We start from the raw sequence: 16,992 nt of genomic DNA, 5'->3' as shown, positions 1-16,992 counted from the left end.
CGGCTGCTGGCCGGAGCCGGGTGGCGCGGGCGCACCGGTCCCCGGGCCCGCCCCCGCCCCCGGTCGCGTGGCCGCTTCCGTCGACGGCGGGACCAGCCACAACGCGGTCGGATGGAACTGGACGAACTCCAGGTCGGTGACGACCGCGCCGGCGCGCAGCGCCAGCGCCACACCGTCCCCGGTGGACACCGGCGGGTTCGTGGTGGCGGCGAAGACCTGCCCCATCCCGCCGGTGGCGAGGATCACCGCGCGGGCGGCGGCCGCGCCCACCCCGTCCTTACTGCCCTCGCCCAGGACGTGCAGGGTCACCCCGGCGGTGTTGCCGTCGGCGTCCAGCAGCAGGTCGAGGACGAGCGCGTGCTCGATCACCTCGACGCCCGGGTCCGCGCGCACCGCCGCGATGAGGGCCCGTTCGACCTCCAGGCCGGTGGCGTCGCCGCCCGCGTGCACGATCCGGTTGCGCAGGTGGCCGCCCTCGCGGGTCAGCGCGAACCCGCCGGTGGAGCCGTCCCGGTCGAACGCGGCGCCCAGCTCGGCCAGCTCCCGCACCCGCGCCGGCCCCTCGGTGACCAGGATCCGCACGGCGTCGACGTCGCACAGCCCGACCCCGGCGGTCAGGGTGTCGGCCAGGTGATCCTCGGGGGAGTCCTCCGGGGCGAGCGCCGCGGCGATGCCGCCCTGCGCCCAACGGGTCGACCCCTCGTCCAGGTGTGCCTTCGTGACCAGCAGGACCCGGCCGGCGGGCACGGCCGCGCGGGCGTGCAGGACGGCGCTGAGCCCCGCGATCCCCGACCCGATCACCACGATGTCGGCGTCGAGTGCCCAGCCCGGTCGGGATGCCCCGAGCCGGCAGGGCAGGAAGATCATGAACGGATCCGCGTGCCGACCGTGGCCGTCCGCCCGCCGTCCGGCTCGTGCCGGGGCGCCCTCCGCTCGGCTCTTGCCCCGTCGGCGGACAGCGGCGGGACCGACAGCGGCTGGACGATGTCCCCGCGCAGGCTGGAGGGGTCGTCCGGGATCGCCGCCGCCGGATCCTGGCCGCGGGCGACGATCCGGTTGGCGGCGTCCACGAACAGCACCCGCGGGGTGAACCGACGGGCCTCGGCGTCGGCCATGACCGCGTACGCCAGGATGATCACAAGATCTCCGGGGTGGACGAGCCGGGCTGCCGCGCCGTTGATCCCGATGATCCCGCTGCCGGGCGGACCCGCGATCGCGTAGGTCTCCAGCCGGGCACCGTTGTCGATGTCGACGATCGTGACCTGCTCGCCGGGGAGCAGGTCCGCGTCCGCCATCAGGTCGGCGTCGATCGTGACGGAGCCGACGTAGTGCAGATCGGCCTGGGTGACCGTGGCGCGGTGGATCTTCGATTTGAGCATGGTCCGGAACACGGTCAGCCGTCCTCCCCGGGCAGCGTGAGCTCGATGTTGTCGATCAGCCGGGTGGTGCCAACCCGGGCCGCGACCAGCAGTAGCGCCTGGCCGATACGTACCGGTGCCAGATCGTCGGGACTTGCCAGCCTCAGGTAGTCCGCCCTGACGCCCGGCTCGGCGGCGAGCACCTCGCTGGCGGCGGCCAGCACCACGTCCGCGCCTTCGTCGGCGACGCTCACCCCGACGGCGAGCGCCCGCGGCAGCGCGAGCACGCTGCCGCGCTGGTGGGTGGTCAGGTAGGCGTTGCGGCTGGACAGCGCCAGCCCGTCCGGGGCCCGTACCGTCGGCACCGCGACGATCTCGGTCGGGAAGGCCAGGTCGTGCACCATCCGCCGGACGAGGACGAGCTGCTGGGCGTCCTTCTTGCCGAAGAAGGCCAGGTGCGGCCGGGTCAGGTGGAGCAGGGTCGCGACGATCGTGAGGACGCCGTCGAAGTGTCCGGGGCGGCTGGCGCCCTCCAGTATCTCGCCGAGCGGGCCGGCGCTGACCCGGACGAGCGGCGGGGTTTCGTGCACGATCGGCGGGGCGAAGACGATGTCCACGCCTTCGCGGCCGCACAGCCGCAGGTCGGCGTCGAGCGTCCGGGGGTAGCGGGAGAGATCTTCCCGGGGGCCGAACTGCAACGGGTTCACGAAGATCGTGACGATCAGCTGGTCCGCGCGGGCCCGGGCGGTGCGGATCAGCTCGGTATGCCCGGCATGCAACGCGCCCATCGTCATGACGACAGCTCGTGTAGCATTCGCTGCTAAGGGTGACGTATCGAGTAGCGAATCGAGTTCTGCGCGGCTCTGGGCCAGCTCCGGCTCCCCGTCGTCGGGCGATCGGGGGCGTAGCGAAGCCGCGGTTGCGGATGTGGCCATCAATGTCGTTCCAGTCCTCGTAGGGGTACCGGACGTCGCGCGCCAGCCTAACCCGAACGCGATCGCGCGTGCACGCCTGTCACGTACCGCACATGTGTCAGCGGCTGGCGGTCGCGTCCGTTGGCCACCGGCGGAAGGTTCCGACTGACGGCGGCGCGACCCGGAGGGCTGAGAGTACGCCTCCCGGGCCCGAGACGCCGGGCCCGGGACGGATGTTCTGAAACGCCTGCCCGAGAGACGCCTACCGGGCCTGCGCGGCGGCGACGTAGTCGGCGAAGGAGGTGCCGGTGAGGCGTTCGTACGCCTCGACGTAGCGGGCCCGGGTGGCCTCGACCACCTCCGGCGGAAGCTGTGGGCCGGGAGCGGTCCGATCCCAGCCGGTGGACGCCAGGTAGTCGCGGATGAACTGCTTGTCATAGGACGGCTGGGAGCCGCCGGGCCGCCACTGCTCGGCGGGCCAGAACCGGGACGAGTCCGGGGTCAGCACCTCGTCGCCCAGCCGCAGGACGCCGTCGGCGTCGTGGCCGAACTCGAACTTGGTGTCGGCGACGATGATGCCGCGTTCGGCGGCCACGGCGACCGCCCGCTCAAAGATCGACAGGGTGAGTTTCTCCAGCTCGGCGGCAACCTCGGAGCCCACCTGGGAGGCGGCCTGCGCCCGGCTGATGTTCTCGTCGTGCTCGCCGATCGGCGCCTTCGTCGACGGGGTGTAGATCGTCGCGGGTAGCCGGCTGCCGTCGACGAGGCCGGCGGGCAGCGCGTGGCCGCTGACCTCGCCGGTGCGCTGGTAGTCCTTCAGCCCGCTGCCGGTGAGGTAGCTGCGGGCGACGCACTCGATCGGCACCATGGCCAGCCGCCGGCACAGCATCGACCGGCCGCGCAGTTGCTCGGCGTAGGGGGCGAGTTCGTCGGGGTACTCGGCCACGTCGGTGCTGATCACATGGGACGGTACGAGATCCGCGAGCTGGTCGAACCACCACAGCGACAGGCCGGTGAGGACGGCGCCCTTGTCCGGTATCTCGGTGGGCAGGACCACGTCGAAGGCGGAGATCCGGTCGCTGGCGACCAGGAGAACCGCGTCGTCACCGACCGCGAACATCTCGCGTACCTTGCCCGACCCCAGGTGGGTCAGCCCGGCGAACTCCTCGTGCGTCAGTGGCATGCCTCGACCGTATGCGATGCGCCGGGCCTCTTCGCCGGCAATCAGGACGTCCCAGTCGGTGACGCGGCATAGCGGCCGGTGGCCGGTGGCCGGTGGCCGGATGCTCCCGTCCCGCCGGGATGTTCGGGCCGGTAACGCGACGTCACGGCCGGGTAGGGTTTCCGGGCCGGGGATTCGGGCGCGGTTGTCGGGCACGATGGCCGGTATGGCAACCGAGCACGCGGCCCCCGCACCTCCTACCGCCCCCGAGCCCCCCGAGGTTCCCGACGTCCTGGCCACCCGTTACGCCTCGGCGGAGATCCGGCGGCTGTGGTCGCCGGAGAGCAAGGTGGTCGCGGAGCGCAGGCTGTGGCTGGCGGTGCTGCGCGCCCAGCGGGATCTCGGCCTGGAGCTGCCCGCCGGCGTGATCGAGGACTACGAGCGGGTCCTCACCGAGGTGGACCTGGCCTCGATAGCCCGGCGGGAGCGGCTGCGGCGCCACGACGTCAAGGCCCGCATCGAGGAGTTCAACGCCCTCGCCGGCCACGAGCACGTGCACAAGGGCATGACGTCACGCGACCTCACCGAGAACGTCGAACAACTGCAGGTGCGCAGCTCGCTCGCGCTGATCCGGGGGCGCATGGTCGCGGCGCTGGCCCGGCTGGCCCGGCTGGCCGCCGAGCACGACTCGCTGGTGATCACCGGGCGCAGCCACAACGTCCCCGCGCAGGCGACCACGCTCGGTAAGCGGTTCGCCTCCGCCGGGCAGGAGCTGCTGGCCGCCTTCGAGCGGGTCGAGGACACCCTGGAGCGCTACCCGCTGCGCGGGATCAAGGGCCCGGTCGGGACCGGTCAGGACATGCTCGACCTGCTCGGCGGGGACGAAGCCAGGTTCTCCGAGCTGGAGCGGCGGATCGCCGGCTTCCTCGGCTTCAGCCGGGTGCTGACCAGCGTGGGCCAGGTCTACCCGCGGTCGCTCGACTTCGAGATCGTCACCGCGCTGGTCCAGGCCGTGGCCGGGCCTGCGAGCCTCGCCACGACCATCCGGCTGATGGCCGGCCACGAGCTGGCCACCGAGGGTTTCGCCGCCGGCCAGGTCGGCTCGAGCGCGATGCCGCACAAGATGAACACCCGGTCCTGCGAGCGGGTCGGCGGCCTGTCGGTGGTGCTGCGCGGCTTCGCCGCCATGACCGGCGAGCTTGCCGGGAACCAGTGGAACGAGGGGGATGTGTCCTGCTCGGTCGTGCGCAGGGTGGCGCTGCCCGGCGCGTTCTTCGCCGCCGACGGGCTGTACGAGACGTTCCTGACCGTCCTGGACGACTTCGGGGCCTATCCGGCTGTGATCGCCCGGGAGCTGGACCGCAACCTGCCGTTCCTGGCCACGACGAAGATCCTGATGGCCGCCGTGCGCCGGGGCGTCGGGAGGGAGAGAGCCCACGAGGTCATCCGGGAGCACGCGGTCGCGGTCGCCCTCGCCCTGCGGGAGAAGGGGGCGGAGCACAACGACCTGCTGGCCCGGCTGGCCGGCGACGACCGGCTGGGCCTGGACACGGCCGAGCTGTCGTCGGTGCTGGCCGAGCCGCTGACGTTCACCGGAGCGGCCCGGGCGCAGGTCGCGGCCTTCTGCGCCCAGGTGGACGGCATCGTCAGCCGCTACCCGGACGCCGCCGCCTACACCCCCGAGCCGATCCTGTGACGGCTGCCGGTGGGACGCTCGCCGGCAGGGACACGCCGGGCGGGTGAGACGCGCCCGCCCGGCGGGAACCGTCTGACCGGGGCCCGTCCGAAATGATCATCTGATGTGGCGGGCGAACACGGCCGCCTGCCCGGCGCAGGCCATCTGGCAGGGGTACGCCGGGCAGGCGGGATACGCCGAGGTGCCGGGGACTCGCCGGGAGATGGCCCGGTCGGTCAGCGGTCGGGGGCCAGCGCCTCCTCGAGGCCCGCGGCGGCGGCCTTCTCGAAGTCGTCCTTGAACGCCGTGAGCAGAGCCCGCAGCCCGGGGTCGCTCAGGGCGAGGATCTGGGTGGCCAGCACGGCGGCGTTCGTGGAGTTGTTCAGCCCCACCGTGGCGACCGGCACCCCCGGCGGCATCTGCACGATGGCGAGCAGGGAGTCCATGCCGTCCAGCGCCCCACCCGTGATCGGGACGCCGATCACGGGCAGTGTGGTGAGCGCGGCAACGGATCCGGGCAGGGCGGCGGCGAGCCCGGCGCCGGCGATGACGACCGCGATGCCGCGGGCGGCCAGCTCGTCCACGTATTCCGCGAGGGTGCGGGGGGAGCGGTGAGCCGACACCGACACCTGCTCGTAGGGGACGCCGAAGCGCTCCAGAGTCGCGCCGGCCTTGCTCATCGTCTGGGCGTCCGAAGGGGAGCCGTAGACGATGGCCACCTTTGGTGACCGTGCGTTCGGGTCGTTCCGAGAAATCTCGCTCATACCTGCCTGCTCACTCACCTTCTGAACGACTGGCTGATCGTAGGTGGACGACTGGCGGACCGGCCGCTGGAGCCCGGAGGGGCATCACCCACCCGGCGTCCTACGGCCGTCCCCGGACGGGCGGACACACCGGACGTGGCGGATGCCGGCGACGCGGGTGTCAGCGGTTGCGCCCCCGTGGCTCCCATGGTTCTCCTTGGCCCCCATGGCCGGGATCCGGAATTCGCGCGGATCCGGATCTCCCGCATCCGCCGCGTCTTCCGGATCCCACGGCCCGGCTGTGCTGATCTGTCTGGTCAGGGACCTCGCTCCGCCGACCCGCTGGCCCCGCCGCCGGGTGCGGCCTGCCAGGTCGGGGCGCCGATACGGGTCAGGTCGCCGATGTCGGTCCGGTAGTGTGCTCCGGCCAGCGACAGACGGCTGATCGCCTCGTAGGCCGAACCTCTCGCGGCCTCAAGATGTGACCCGATTGCCGTTACGCACAGTACACGTCCACCGGACGACACGATCCTGCCGTCGGCGTCCCGGCGGGTGCCCGCATGCAGGATGTCCACGCCGGTGAGGGCCTGCGCGGCGGCGAGACCACTGATCGGATCACCGACTTTTGGTGACTGTGGGTAGCCGGAAGCGGCAACGACCACCGTGACCGCCGCGCCGGAGCGCCACGTCGGCGCCCGGCGGCCCGACAGCACGTCGGTCAGCGGCGTGGCCAGCAGCGCCAGGATCGCCTGCACCTCGGGGTCGCCGAACCGGACGTTGAACTCCACGACCCGCACCCCGCGGGAGGTCAGCGCGAGACCGGCGTAGAGCAGGCCGGAGAATGGCGTGCCGCGGCGGGCCATCTCGTCCACCACGGGTCTGACCACCGTGTCGACGACCTCGGGGACGAGCCCGGGCGGCGCCCACGGCAGCGGCGCGTAGGCACCCATCCCGCCGGTGTTCGGCCCGGTGTCGCCGTCCCCGACCCGTTTGTGGTCCTGCGCGGGCAGCAGCGGCACGACCGTGCCGGCCTCCGTGACGATCGCGAACAGCGAGACCTCGGGGCCGTCCAGGTACTCCTCGATCACGACCCGGTCGTCCGCCCGGCGTAGGCAGGACCGCACGGCCGCCACCGCCTCCGCCCGGTCGGTCGTCACGGTGACGCCCTTGCCGGCGGCCAGCCCGTCGTACTTGACGACGTAGGGCGGGCCGAACTCGTCGAGGTCGGCCAGGGCCGGCTCGATCTCGGTGTGGTCGCGGGCGGCCGCGGTCGGGACGCCCGCGGCGCGCATCACGTCCTTGGCGAACGCCTTGCTGCCCTCCAGGCGCGCGGCCGCGGCGGACGGCCCGAAGCAGGTCAGCCCGCGGGCCCGCAGCTCGTCGGCTGCCCCTGCGACCAGGGGAACCTCCGGCCCGATGATGGTCAGATCGGCCTGGACGCTCTGCGCGAGGGCCGCGACGGCGTCCGGGTCGCCGACGTCAAGCGGACGTGGCTCGGCGAGGTCCGCGGTGCCGGCGTTGCCCGGGGCGCAGACGATCGAGCTCACGGCCGGGTCGCGCGACAGCGCCCGGCACAGGGCATGCTCCCGGCCACCGGAGCCGACGACGAGTACCTTCACCGTGTCACCCGTTACCCACTGCCGCCGCCGGGCCGGTCACCGTCGCTGAACGAACCATCACCACTGGACGAGCGGCTGCCGCTGAACCAGCCACTGCCGCTGAACGGGCGGCTGCCGCAGGACGAGCGGCTACCGCCGGAGCGGCCGTTGCCGCGGGACGAACCGCCGCGGGACGAACCGCCGCGGGACGAACTGCCGCTGGAGCGGTCGCCGCGGCCAGAGCGGCCGTTGCCATCTGTCGGACTGCCACCTGCCCGACCGGTGGTCGGCGGCCGGCCGCGCCCCGGCTGGCTGTGCGCGCGGTCACGGGCCCTGCGTGGGAACCAGTATGGGAGGGCACGCGGTACAGGGTAGCGCTCACCGCGATCAACTTTCCGGCCCGGCCCGGCCGCGGGACGTGCTCACGGTGCGATACCTGGAAGCGATCCGGATGGAATCGAACACGGTTCGTGACGGATGCCCGGACGCCTGTCGGGGCCCGCGCGGACGGTGGTGTGTCCTGACCGGCCACGGCGTCCGCCCTACGCCCGCGGGCGCGTACGTCTACGGGTGCGTCTACAGGAGGACACCAGCACACCACAGCGTGTGTGCCAGGCCGTACACCACCTGCTGCGCGCATCGCCGGGCGTCCACCTCGGCCATGGCCCCGACGACCGCGTGGACGTCCACCGGCCACACCCGGACATCGCGGCCCAGGGCGTAGAGGGTTCCCGGGTCGTCCCGGCCCTCGAAGGTCCGCCCGTCGCGGTCGACGAAAAGGTGCAGGCAGCGGCCCGTGTACGGGAACTCCTCGTTACGCCAGTACAACACCGGCCAGACCAGCGGTGACGCGGCGTGCCGGCCGCGCCGACGGTCCCTGGCCGGACCGGAACCGCGCCGACCGGTCTTCCCGCCCTCGCTCCCGTCATTGGTGATCTCCGTCGAGGGCCGCCCGGCTGTGTCGTGCCCGGCCGGGCCGGCCTCGGTGGGAGCCGGGATCGGGAGCGGCACCGGATCCGCGGGCTGCCGTCGGCGCCCACCGCGGGCCACCGGTGGGGGCAGACGTTGCGGAAGCAGACGAACGCTCACGTTAGGTGAGAGGCCCTGGGCTGCGCAGATGGCGAGGAACTCGGCGATCTGCCTGTCCACGTGGGTGGCGACGGCGTCCGCCCGCCTGCGGCGCTGCTCCTCGGCCCGGTTGGCGCTGCGGATGGCGTAGCTGCCGCGAACGACAACCTCCACCAGGCCGGCGGGAGGTACGTCGCCGATGGGCGAGAAGCCGACCGGCCGGGCGTGCGCGCCGACGCTCTGCCGCACCGCCTGCGGCCGGGTGACCAGGCCGGCGGCGTGCGCCACCGGCGTCCGATGGGCCGGCAGGGAACCGACGGGGCCGGCCGGAGCGGCTGGAGCGGACGCGCTGCCTGCCGCTGGCCTGCCAGCGCGCGGCAGGCCAACCCGTGGGATGTCGGGTTCCAGCCGGCGGCCGTCGGGGCCGGGACGGGTGGGGGGCCGCCTGTCGTCCGGCACGGTCGGCTGGGTGCCCTCGGCGGAGCCGGGCGGCGGCACGGAGTCACCACTCGACGCGGCCGCCTCGGACGGCCTGCCGTTCACCGGGCTGCCGCCGTTCACGGTGTTGCCGCGTCCCGCCGGGTTGTCGCCGTTCGCCGTGTTGTCGCCGTTCAGGGGGCTGCCGCCGTTCACGGGACTGCTGTGCTTCACCGGGTAGCCGCGGCGCGGCGGGTCGCCGTCCACCGGACCATCGTCCACCGGCTCCTGCGGCTCCTGTTCGGGTGGGCCCGCGACAGCCCGGTCGGTGGCCGATGCGGCCGATGTAACTGTCGGTGTTGTCACTGTAGGTGTCGACCGTTCTGGCTGCCCGGGTCGGTCCGACTGGGCGGACGGTCGTGCCGGCTCGGACGGCTTGGCCGCGGCCGCGTCGGCGGCGGGCGGCTGGCCGGCTGCCATGTCCCGCGCTGTGCTGGCGTTCTGGCTGGCGTGCGGGCCGGAGCCCTCGGCGCCCACGGAGCGGGCGGTGACAGCAGCCACCGTGACACCCCCGTCCCGATCGACTATCCGCCTTACCGAAATACAGACTCCACAGTAACCCTCAGTAATGCAAGTGGACTCCCAGAGGGATGATCGGTGCGGACGGGAGTTTGGTGACGCCTGTGGGCAGGCGTCCGCAATGACCGCTCTGAAGATCTTGCCGTATTCCGTCGGCGATGTGACATCCCCGAGTCGGGTGGGCCAGGTAACCTCACCCGGTGCCTGCGCTCGTGCTGATCGGCGCCCAGTGGGGCGATGAGGGCAAAGGAAAGGCGACCGACCTGCTCGGCGGGGCGGTCGACTTCGTCGTCCGGTATCAGGGGGGTAACAATGCCGGACATACCGTTGTCATCGGTACGGAAAGCTATGCCCTGCACCTGATCCCCAGCGGCGTGCTGCGCGCGGACTGCGTGCCGGTGATCGGCAATGGTGTGGTCGTGGATCCCGGTGTCCTGCTCCAGGAGATGGACGGGCTGCGCGCCCGCGGCATCGACGTCTCCCAGCTGCTGATCAGCGCGAACGCGCATCTGATCATGCCTCATCACCGAGCGCTCGATAAAGTTACCGAACGTTATCTCGGTAAGGCGCGGATCGGGACCACCGGCCGCGGGATAGGCCCGACCTACGGCGACAAGATCGCCCGGACCGGCATCCGCGTCCAGGACCTGCTCGATCCCGGGATCTTTCGCGCGAAGCTGGAGCTTGCGCTGCGGGAGAAGAACCAGATCCTGACCAAGATTTACAACCGGCGCGCCCTTGAGGTGGACAAGGTCGTCGACGAGTACAGCGTGTACGCGCAGCGGCTCGGGCCGCACATCGCCGACACCGGCCTCGTGCTCGACAGGGCGTTACGGGACGGCCAAGTCGTGCTCCTGGAAGGCTCCCAGGGCACCCTCCTCGACGTCGACCACGGGACCTATCCTTTCGTCACGTCGTCGAACCCGACCGCGGGCGGGGCCGCGGCCGGTTCGGGTATCGGGCCGACAAGGATCACCCGGGTGATCGGCATCTGCAAGGCCTACACGACCAGGGTCGGCTCCGGGCCGTTCCCGACCGAGCTCACCGACAAGGTCGGCGACGAGTTGCGCGCCGCCGGCGGCGAGTTCGGCGTGACCACCGGCCGGGCCCGGCGTACCGGCTGGTTCGACGCGGTGATCGCCCGTTACGCGGTGCGCGTGAACGGGCTGACCGACCTCTTCCTGACCAAGCTGGACGTGCTGTCCGGCTTCGACCGGGTACCGGTCTGCGTGGCGTACGACGTCCACGGGGTGCGACACGACGAGATGCCGATGACGCAGACCGAGTTCCACCACGCCAGACCGATCTACGAGGAGCTTCCCGGCTGGGGTGAGGACATCTCGCGGGCGTCGTCGTTCGACGATCTGCCGAAGGCCGCCCGCGACTACGTCCGAACGCTTGAGGAGCTGGCCGGCGCGCCGGTGGCGGCCGTCGGGGTCGGCCCCGGCCGGAACCAGACGATCTCCATTCGTGATCTCGTCTGACTGGCCGGCCCGGCCGGAGGCTGTACGGCTCCCCGTCAGGGTGGACGTATCGTGCCTCGTGCCTCGTGCCTCGTGCCTCGTGCCTCGTGCCTCGTGCCTCGTGCCTCGTGCCTCGTGCCTCGTGCCGAGACCGGCCCGGCCGGAGCTGGCGCGACCACGACAGTTCCCCGCGCGGGCGAGTGAGACGATCTCTTGAAGAGCGAAAAAATTGCTCCGTATGATGACCGACATCCGAGGCTGCCTACTGCCGAAGTGGCTACGGACGTGGCATGCTCAGGCTCGGCAGACAGCCGATCTTCCGTTCGGCTGTCTGCCCGGTGTGCTTCCGCCCGTCCTCCCGCACGGGGCTGAGCCGAGCGGGGACGGCCGTAGGTGTGGGAGTGTTCCGTATACCCTTCGTTCGCATCGTGGAGGTACGCAATGAAGCGTTTCGCTCTGGTCGCCCTGCTGGCCGCAGTTGCCGGTGGCGGTTTCCTCATCCGCAGGCGGAGCAGGCAGGACGTCTGAGCGCAGGCTCGACCACCGCCGCGAACCCATCCGCTGCCGCGAGGGCGACCTTCGTGGCGGCAGATGGGTCTGGCGAGGGGGCGCGGCCGGGGTCGCCATGGCAGCAGGCCGCCATGGCGAGGTAGACCGGCCCCAGGGCTGCCGTGGCGACGGACGCTGTGGGCAGGGGCACCGCGGAAGAGGACGAGGCGGCCGGGTGCACGGCCGGCGTCCGCCGCAGCCGGCTGCGTGACCATGCTGGTGATCTCCAGTGGCCCCGGGACCGCCGGTCCGTGGCAGAGCGGTAAGGACGTCCGCCTGACGTTGACCGCCCCGTGGCCGTGGCCGTGGCTGACCGGCTGGCCGACCGTCGCGTCCCGCCCCGTCGTGGATGCGGCCGTCCTCGGCGGGTGGCTTCGGCCCGTCTCCGGCGGAGACGGGCACCGTCAGCGTGGCCACCCGCACAGACCATGATCTGGACGATTTTGTCGTTGTGTACGCTTTTCGGTCGCGTAAGCGTACACAACGACAAACATACGACGATCTTCTCCGGGTATCTACAGTCGGTGCCAGCCGTCGATGACACGTGTCATCGACGGCGTACCACGCATGGTCACACGACCGATGCCTTACGCGCCGGTCCGCGTGCCTGGACTCCGTTGCTGGCCCGGAATCCTCCCGGTGCGGGTGACGGACATATTGATGCGGTCGGCGCCAATCCCCTTACCGTGCACAACTGTGTGACCCGCACCGGTCGGCATTGTTTTCGATATGTTTCGACCTGCGTATCCGGAGGCGCCGGCTGCGCACCGTCGCCATATCGTGATGTCCGTAAACTCGGGCGGGCCCGGGTATGCTCGAGTTCGTGCACCGCTATGATGTTGACAGCGAGATTCTGACCCAGGCCGTCGTCAACTATGCGCGGGAGCGACTACGTCTCAATCCCGTTCCACTGGACGGTACCCACTCACGCGCGGAGCTGACCACCGCAGTGGGGGAGACAATAACTCCCGACGGTATCGGTGGCGTCGAAGCGCTCCGGATTTTTGACGAACTGCTCTCCCGAGCGTGCATTTCGGTCGACCATCCCCGCAACCTCTCGTTCATACCGGCGGCGCCCACCAAGGCGGCGATACTTTTCGACCTCGTCGTCGGGGCTTCGTCCGTGTACGCGGGAAGCTGGCTGGAGGGCGCCGGTGCCGTGCACGCGGAAAACCAGGCACTGCGCTGGCTTTCCGATCTCGCCGGTTTTCCGCCCGAGGCCGGCGGGGTCTTCGTCCAGGGCGGGACGATCGGGAACCTCTCCGCGCTCGTCGCGGCCAGATACCGGATGCAGACGCGGGGCGGTGCCGCCCCGGCTGGCGGCCGGCCCACCGTGTGGCGTATCGCCTGCGGCGCCGAGGCGCACTCCTCGGTCGAGGCCGCCGCCCGAGTCATGGGCGCGGAGCTCCTGGTGGTCCCGGCGGACGCCGAGGGCCGCCTCACCGGCCCCGCGCTGGCCCACGCCCTGGACACCGCGGACCCTGATGTCCGCGACAGCGTGTTCGCCGTCGTGGCGACGGCCGGTACCACCCAGTTCGGTATCGTCGACGACATCCGCGGAATTGTCGACGTAGCCCACGAGCGAGACCTGTGGGCACATGTCGACGGGGCGTACGGACTGGCCGCGCTGGCCGCGGAATCCGTCCGCCACCTCTTTGCCGGGACAGCTGACGCGGATTCTTTCATCGTCGATCCACACAAATGGCTGTTCGCTCCGTTCGACGCCTGCGCGCTGATTTACCGGGAGCCGGCGCTGGCGCGCGCGGCGCACGCCCAGAAAGCGGGTTACCTCGAGGTCCTCGAAACCGCTGACGACTGGAACCCCGCGGACTACGCGATCGGTCTCTCACGGCGTGCGCGCGGCCTGCCCTTCTGGTTCTCGCTTGCCACGCACGGTACCCGCGCCTATGGCGCCGCCGTGGAGAAGTCACTGGCCACCGCCCGGGCCGCGGCTGATCAGATAAGGGCGCTGCCCTATGTGGAGCTCGTGCGTGAGCCGCAGCTTTCCGTAGTTGTTCTGCGCCGCCTGAACTGGACGCCGGAAAATTACTACGAATGGACGGAGAAACTGTTGCGGGCGGGTTTTGCCTTTGTTACCCCGACCGTCCACGAGGGAGAGACGGTGACTCGTTTCGCGATCGTCAACCCGTGCACCGAACCGGCTGACATCGCCGCCATCCTGGGCAGCATGGCCTGACCGGACACGACATGCCCTGACCGGACATGACCGGCCCGCTTCCCATCAGCTCACCGCGTCCACCGACCGTGACACCACCTCCAGCGCCAGGCTCCGAAGACAATTGAGACCAGAACCGAGACCAGGTTTCCCGTGGGGTCCGCGGGGGCTTGGCCCCCGCGGCTGGCATAAAGCCATCCGCCGACAGGTGCGCAAGCATACAGATCCCCACGGATGGCGGTGGAGGTGGGATTTGAACCCACGGAGGGGTTGCCCCCTCACACGCTTTCGAGATCTGTGATGTCTCGTTTGCAACCGTTCGTGCTGGTCCGAGCGTGGTACACGGTGCTTGAACGGTGCCCGGTGAACGACAGCGAACGAGCACGAATGAGACCGGAACTGAGACCGTCGATCCCTCCTACCGCGACGCTCCGGACGAGTAGCTGGGACGACGCGCCCGGCGAGCACGGCGCCCCGGCGCCGCGCGCAGTCCGGAGCGTGGCGGCCTGGCCGGGGTCCCGTTCGGCGCATCGCTGGTCCGCAAGATCCGATCAGGGAGTGATCGGGATCTGGGCTTGTGTCACGAGCTGGCGGCGGCCGATGAACTTGGTGGCAAGGAGGATGCCCGCGTCGTGGACCTCCGGCCCGGAGTGGCTCGCGCTTGCGTCTGTCACGATCCACGGTGTCAGGTCGCGCTCAAAGGCGTCCACAGCCGTCTTGAGAACGCAACTGTTCGTGTCGATGCCGCAGATGTAGAGATCGGTCCAACCGCGTTCCTTGACCAGTGCGGCGCCTTCCTCGTTGAAGAGGGTGTAGATCGTCTTATCGATCACTGCGGTTGCCTTAGTGGCGTGGGGTATCAGATCATCGACGATGTCCGTTGCCGGTGACTCGCATAGCTGGGTCCAGCCAATCAGCCGTTCGTATGGGCTTCCGGGGAAGTTGAGGTACCGCGTGAAGGCGGTGTCGTGACCGGCAGCCTGCCAGCGTTGGACAAGATCCACGATGATCGGTACGACGGGCTGCGAGTGCTCGGTCAGGAATCCGTTTTGAACGTCGATTACTACCAGTACCGACGACTTGCCGCTCATCCTCGCCCTCTATCTGCCGCTTTCGTGTTGATCTGTCCTGCTCTGACGCGCCGCGCGGGTGGGATGATGCGCCTGGCGACCACGACGCCTTGGCGCCGCGCTCAGTCCGGAGGGGGCGAGCCGACTGAAGTCCCGTTCGGGCGTGGCGTGCACAACGCACCTCGGTAATGATCTCTCCGTAGACTCCGCACCGAACCGATCATCTCCGTCTGCTGAGGCATGCTTGGCCTTGCCTGGAGTTCTCTTGGCCGTCATGCCGCTCTTGAAGAGGGCACGTGCCGGTACCCTTGGTCGTTAGCAACCGTGTGGTCACTTGAAGATGAGCCGACCGCCCGACATGAGGGGAAGGCGTAGATGCCGACCGAGATGGAAGGTCAGACACCTCCCTACGCTCGGATTGCCGATCATTTTCGTACCCTGATTCAGACTGGTGAACTTGCGCCAGACAATCGCCTGCCCTCGATCCGTGATATATCAACGACTTTTAACGTCGCTCGACAGACGGCGGCAAACGCTCTTTCTTCTCTTGAGTCAGAGGGGTTGATTAAAATCCTCCCTCGAAGCGGAGCAGTTGTTGTGGGGCCCCGGAAGGCGGAGTCGGAGCTTGCCGTTATCGTCGAGCTCGCAAGTGATATGAAAGTAACCTCTGCCGATACGTTGAAAGCATCGGGAGAATTGGCGCACCACCTTGGGATTGATGAGGGATCGCCGATTCTCATCGTCCGCCTACGGCGTCTTTAAAGCGGACATCTCCCGTAGCTGGTCGAGATATTCATTCGCGTTCGGGTCATCCGTATAACGGTCTCGTAGAATAGCCGCCAGCTCCCGAGAGCACATAAGAAGCGATGGTAGAGATTGCCGTTCACCTTCAAGCGCACGTGCCCCGTAGCTCACGGCCAGTTCGACGTCTCCTTGACGTGCAGAAACAACCCCAAGCGTAATTCGAGCTTCGGCGTTACGCATTGGCGATCGCTCGCGTCCATCGAACTCGGTGCCCGCTTCGATTACTTGTCGTGCATAGCTTTCGGCAAGTCGATCTTCTCCGAGAAGTCGGTAGCAGTCCATCACATAAAAGTCATATTTTGCAGGATCTACGACAAAGTGATTGTCGATATTGGAAGGGTACGGCTGTCCTTCCAGCAGCGTGCGGCCGTGGTCAAGTGCTACCTCGACCTGTCTGCGATCGCCGATCCGAGCCCACGCCTTCGCCTTCTGCGCGGCAAGTTGGACGGCCACGCCTTGCGTTGGCGCGGCGATCTGCCCGGCTTCGCTGGCTGCTATAACACCCCGGTAATCACCTTGAGTAAGCGCATACCATGCTTGCATTTCATGTGCCCAACCGATGATTCCCGAGTGTTCGGCTTCCTGCCCCAGGGACAGTGCCGCCCGGCGGGTCGCTTCGGCAGCGCGCTTGTCGCCCAAGTCGTACTCGACGCAGCCGACCAGTAGCGCGATCCATCCTGCTTGGACAAGCAACTCTCGATGCTGTGCAAGGGTGAGTCTCTGGTCAAGAAGGCCGGTCATGCGTCCGAGCCAAGCGTGTCCTTCTGTCCTGAGCTGGTCGGATGACGTGTAGGCGTATTCGGAGCAGAGGCGTTCGGTAGTAATCGCAAGTGCGTCAAGGGTGCTTCCACTGACGTCGGACATGCGAAGTCGAGAGACAATCTCCAGAGTGCCCATACCGGCGGTCTTAAGCAAGGCTCTTTCCTGGGACTGGCGCACCGGAGTAGGAAAGAGAGCGGCTGTTACCGTGCCGAATGTCTTGGCTATGAGGGGCTTATAGAAATCGTCCGGGACCGTGTCTCCAGATTCCCATCTCTTCCAGTTCCGCAAAAGCGTACTGTCACTTGGAAGATTATCAGCCGAGTGCGCTCGTAGCGCTCTGACCGTGTCATTCTGAGACCACCCTCGGGCGTCCCGTTCTTCGCGAAGCCGACGAGCCCACGCTGGCCGCTGGCCGCTGACGCTGAGTTCATTGATCACGGAAGTTCTCCTTCCTGAACCTTGCTCCAAGTGTGCGCTGCGAGAAGGGGTGACATGCCCTGGTGGCACACCTTGTCCCCACTGGTGCCCCCCAGCTTGTCACCTTCTGCACCAGTTCGACTACGTCCAAGCTCATGGACGTGCCACCGAAGCGAAGTGTTGACATCTGGCCTAGGCCAGATTAGCTTGACCTAGGCCAGATGGACCCCGGCGCCT

Annotated in this window: 13 protein-coding genes; 4 read left to right on the top strand and 9 right to left on the bottom strand. The window is 69.2% G+C overall.

Translation table 11 applies throughout. From position 1 onward, the window contains the following. The 4 genes from CM1CMNOD_RS20435 to CM1CMNOD_RS20420 form a co-directional block, all read right to left on the bottom strand. Positions 1 to 867 (bottom strand): FAD-dependent oxidoreductase (locus CM1CMNOD_RS20435; protein WP_131774124.1); only part of this gene is annotated, 867 nt, incomplete at its 3' end. Next, the gene (gene panD / locus CM1CMNOD_RS20430) at positions 864 to 1,391 is read right to left on the bottom strand and encodes an aspartate 1-decarboxylase (protein WP_013875492.1); all 528 of its coding nucleotides are present in this window, start codon (positions 1,389 to 1,391) and stop codon (positions 864 to 866) included. The genes panD and CM1CMNOD_RS20435, both read right to left, overlap by 4 nt. A 2-nt stretch (positions 1,392 to 1,393) precedes the next feature. After that, positions 1,394 to 2,293 carry a pantoate--beta-alanine ligase gene (gene panC / locus CM1CMNOD_RS20425; RefSeq protein WP_013875491.1) on the bottom strand — a complete coding sequence of 300 codons (900 nt, stop codon included), beginning with the start codon at positions 2,291 to 2,293 and terminating at the stop codon, positions 1,394 to 1,396. Positions 2,294 to 2,534: 241 nt separating this feature from the next. Then, entirely contained in the window at positions 2,535 to 3,455 is a 921-nt protein-coding gene (locus CM1CMNOD_RS20420; protein WP_013875490.1) for a phosphoribosylaminoimidazolesuccinocarboxamide synthase, read from the bottom strand. 205 nt (positions 3,456 to 3,660) lie between these two features. Between CM1CMNOD_RS20420 and purB the strand changes: the two genes are divergently transcribed. Beyond that, positions 3,661 to 5,130, top strand: coding sequence for an adenylosuccinate lyase (purB, locus tag CM1CMNOD_RS20415; protein ID WP_050803624.1), 1,470 nt, complete (start codon positions 3,661 to 3,663; stop codon positions 5,128 to 5,130). A gap of 215 nt (positions 5,131 to 5,345) precedes the next feature. Here purB and purE read toward each other — a convergent pair whose 3' ends face one another. The 3 genes from purE to CM1CMNOD_RS20400 all read right to left on the bottom strand — a co-directional run bounded on the left by purE (position 5,346) and on the right by CM1CMNOD_RS20400 (position 9,496). Then, on the bottom strand, positions 5,346 to 5,873 hold the full coding sequence (gene purE / locus CM1CMNOD_RS20410; RefSeq protein ID WP_013875488.1) for a 5-(carboxyamino)imidazole ribonucleotide mutase: 528 nt from the start codon (positions 5,871 to 5,873) through the stop codon (positions 5,346 to 5,348). 296 nt (positions 5,874 to 6,169) lie between these two features. Further along, positions 6,170 to 7,471, bottom strand: coding sequence for a phosphoribosylamine--glycine ligase (gene purD, locus CM1CMNOD_RS20405; RefSeq protein ID WP_013875487.1), 1,302 nt, complete (start codon positions 7,469 to 7,471; stop codon positions 6,170 to 6,172). A gap of 555 nt (positions 7,472 to 8,026) precedes the next feature. After that, positions 8,027 to 9,496: a hypothetical protein gene (locus CM1CMNOD_RS20400; protein ID WP_013875486.1), complete on the bottom strand. Its 1,470-nt coding sequence runs from the start codon at positions 9,494 to 9,496 to the stop codon at positions 8,027 to 8,029. Positions 9,497 to 9,714: 218 nt separating this feature from the next. Between CM1CMNOD_RS20400 and CM1CMNOD_RS20395 the strand changes: the two genes are divergently transcribed. Further along, positions 9,715 to 10,998, top strand: coding sequence for an adenylosuccinate synthase (locus tag CM1CMNOD_RS20395; RefSeq protein WP_013875485.1), 1,284 nt, complete (start codon positions 9,715 to 9,717; stop codon positions 10,996 to 10,998). A 1,339-nt stretch (positions 10,999 to 12,337) separates the two neighbouring features. Further along, positions 12,338 to 13,723 carry a pyridoxal phosphate-dependent decarboxylase family protein gene (locus CM1CMNOD_RS20390; protein ID WP_013875484.1) on the top strand — a complete coding sequence of 462 codons (1,386 nt, stop codon included), beginning with the start codon at positions 12,338 to 12,340 and terminating at the stop codon, positions 13,721 to 13,723. Positions 13,724 to 14,253: 530 nt separating this feature from the next. Here CM1CMNOD_RS20390 and CM1CMNOD_RS20385 read toward each other — a convergent pair. Continuing rightward, a complete protein-coding gene (locus tag CM1CMNOD_RS20385) occupies positions 14,254 to 14,793 on the bottom strand; it encodes a cysteine hydrolase (protein WP_013875483.1) in 540 nt (179 codons plus the stop codon). Between the two features lie 354 nt (positions 14,794 to 15,147). On the opposite strand from CM1CMNOD_RS20385, the gene CM1CMNOD_RS20380 reads away from it, so the two are divergent. Beyond that, on the top strand, positions 15,148 to 15,534 hold the full coding sequence (locus tag CM1CMNOD_RS20380; protein ID WP_013875482.1) for a GntR family transcriptional regulator: 387 nt from the start codon (positions 15,148 to 15,150) through the stop codon (positions 15,532 to 15,534). Here CM1CMNOD_RS20380 and CM1CMNOD_RS20375 read toward each other — a convergent pair. Then, entirely contained in the window at positions 15,520 to 16,776 is a 1,257-nt protein-coding gene (locus CM1CMNOD_RS20375; RefSeq protein ID WP_013875481.1) for a hypothetical protein, read from the bottom strand. The genes CM1CMNOD_RS20380 and CM1CMNOD_RS20375 overlap by 15 nt on opposite strands. Positions 16,777 to 16,992 lie beyond the last annotated feature (216 nt).

This window comes from Protofrankia symbiont of Coriaria myrtifolia, assembly GCF_900634755.1.
Taxonomy (GTDB): domain Bacteria; phylum Actinomycetota; class Actinomycetes; order Frankiales; family Frankiaceae; genus Protofrankia; species Protofrankia coriariae.
The sequence above is the reverse complement of the archived record's forward strand: the minus strand, read 5'-3'. Positions and strand labels throughout refer to the sequence as shown.

What these genes read in the sequence shown, in the direction of transcription:
- purE (WP_013875488.1), bottom strand. Translation starts at nt 5,873, where the DNA reads ATGAGCGAGATTTCTCGGAACGACCCGAACGCACGGTCACCAAAGGTG.
- purB (WP_050803624.1), top strand. Translation starts at nt 3,661, where the DNA reads ATGGCAACCGAGCACGCGGCCCCCGCACCTCCTACCGCCCCCGAGCCC.
- panC (WP_013875491.1), bottom strand. Translation starts at nt 2,293, where the DNA reads ATGGCCACATCCGCAACCGCGGCTTCGCTACGCCCCCGATCGCCCGAC.
- CM1CMNOD_RS20385 (WP_013875483.1), bottom strand. Translation starts at nt 14,793, where the DNA reads ATGAGCGGCAAGTCGTCGGTACTGGTAGTAATCGACGTTCAAAACGGA.
- CM1CMNOD_RS20390 (WP_013875484.1), top strand. Translation starts at nt 12,338, where the DNA reads ATGCTCGAGTTCGTGCACCGCTATGATGTTGACAGCGAGATTCTGACC.
- CM1CMNOD_RS20380 (WP_013875482.1), top strand. Translation starts at nt 15,148, where the DNA reads ATGCCGACCGAGATGGAAGGTCAGACACCTCCCTACGCTCGGATTGCC.
- CM1CMNOD_RS20420 (WP_013875490.1), bottom strand. Translation starts at nt 3,455, where the DNA reads ATGCCACTGACGCACGAGGAGTTCGCCGGGCTGACCCACCTGGGGTCG.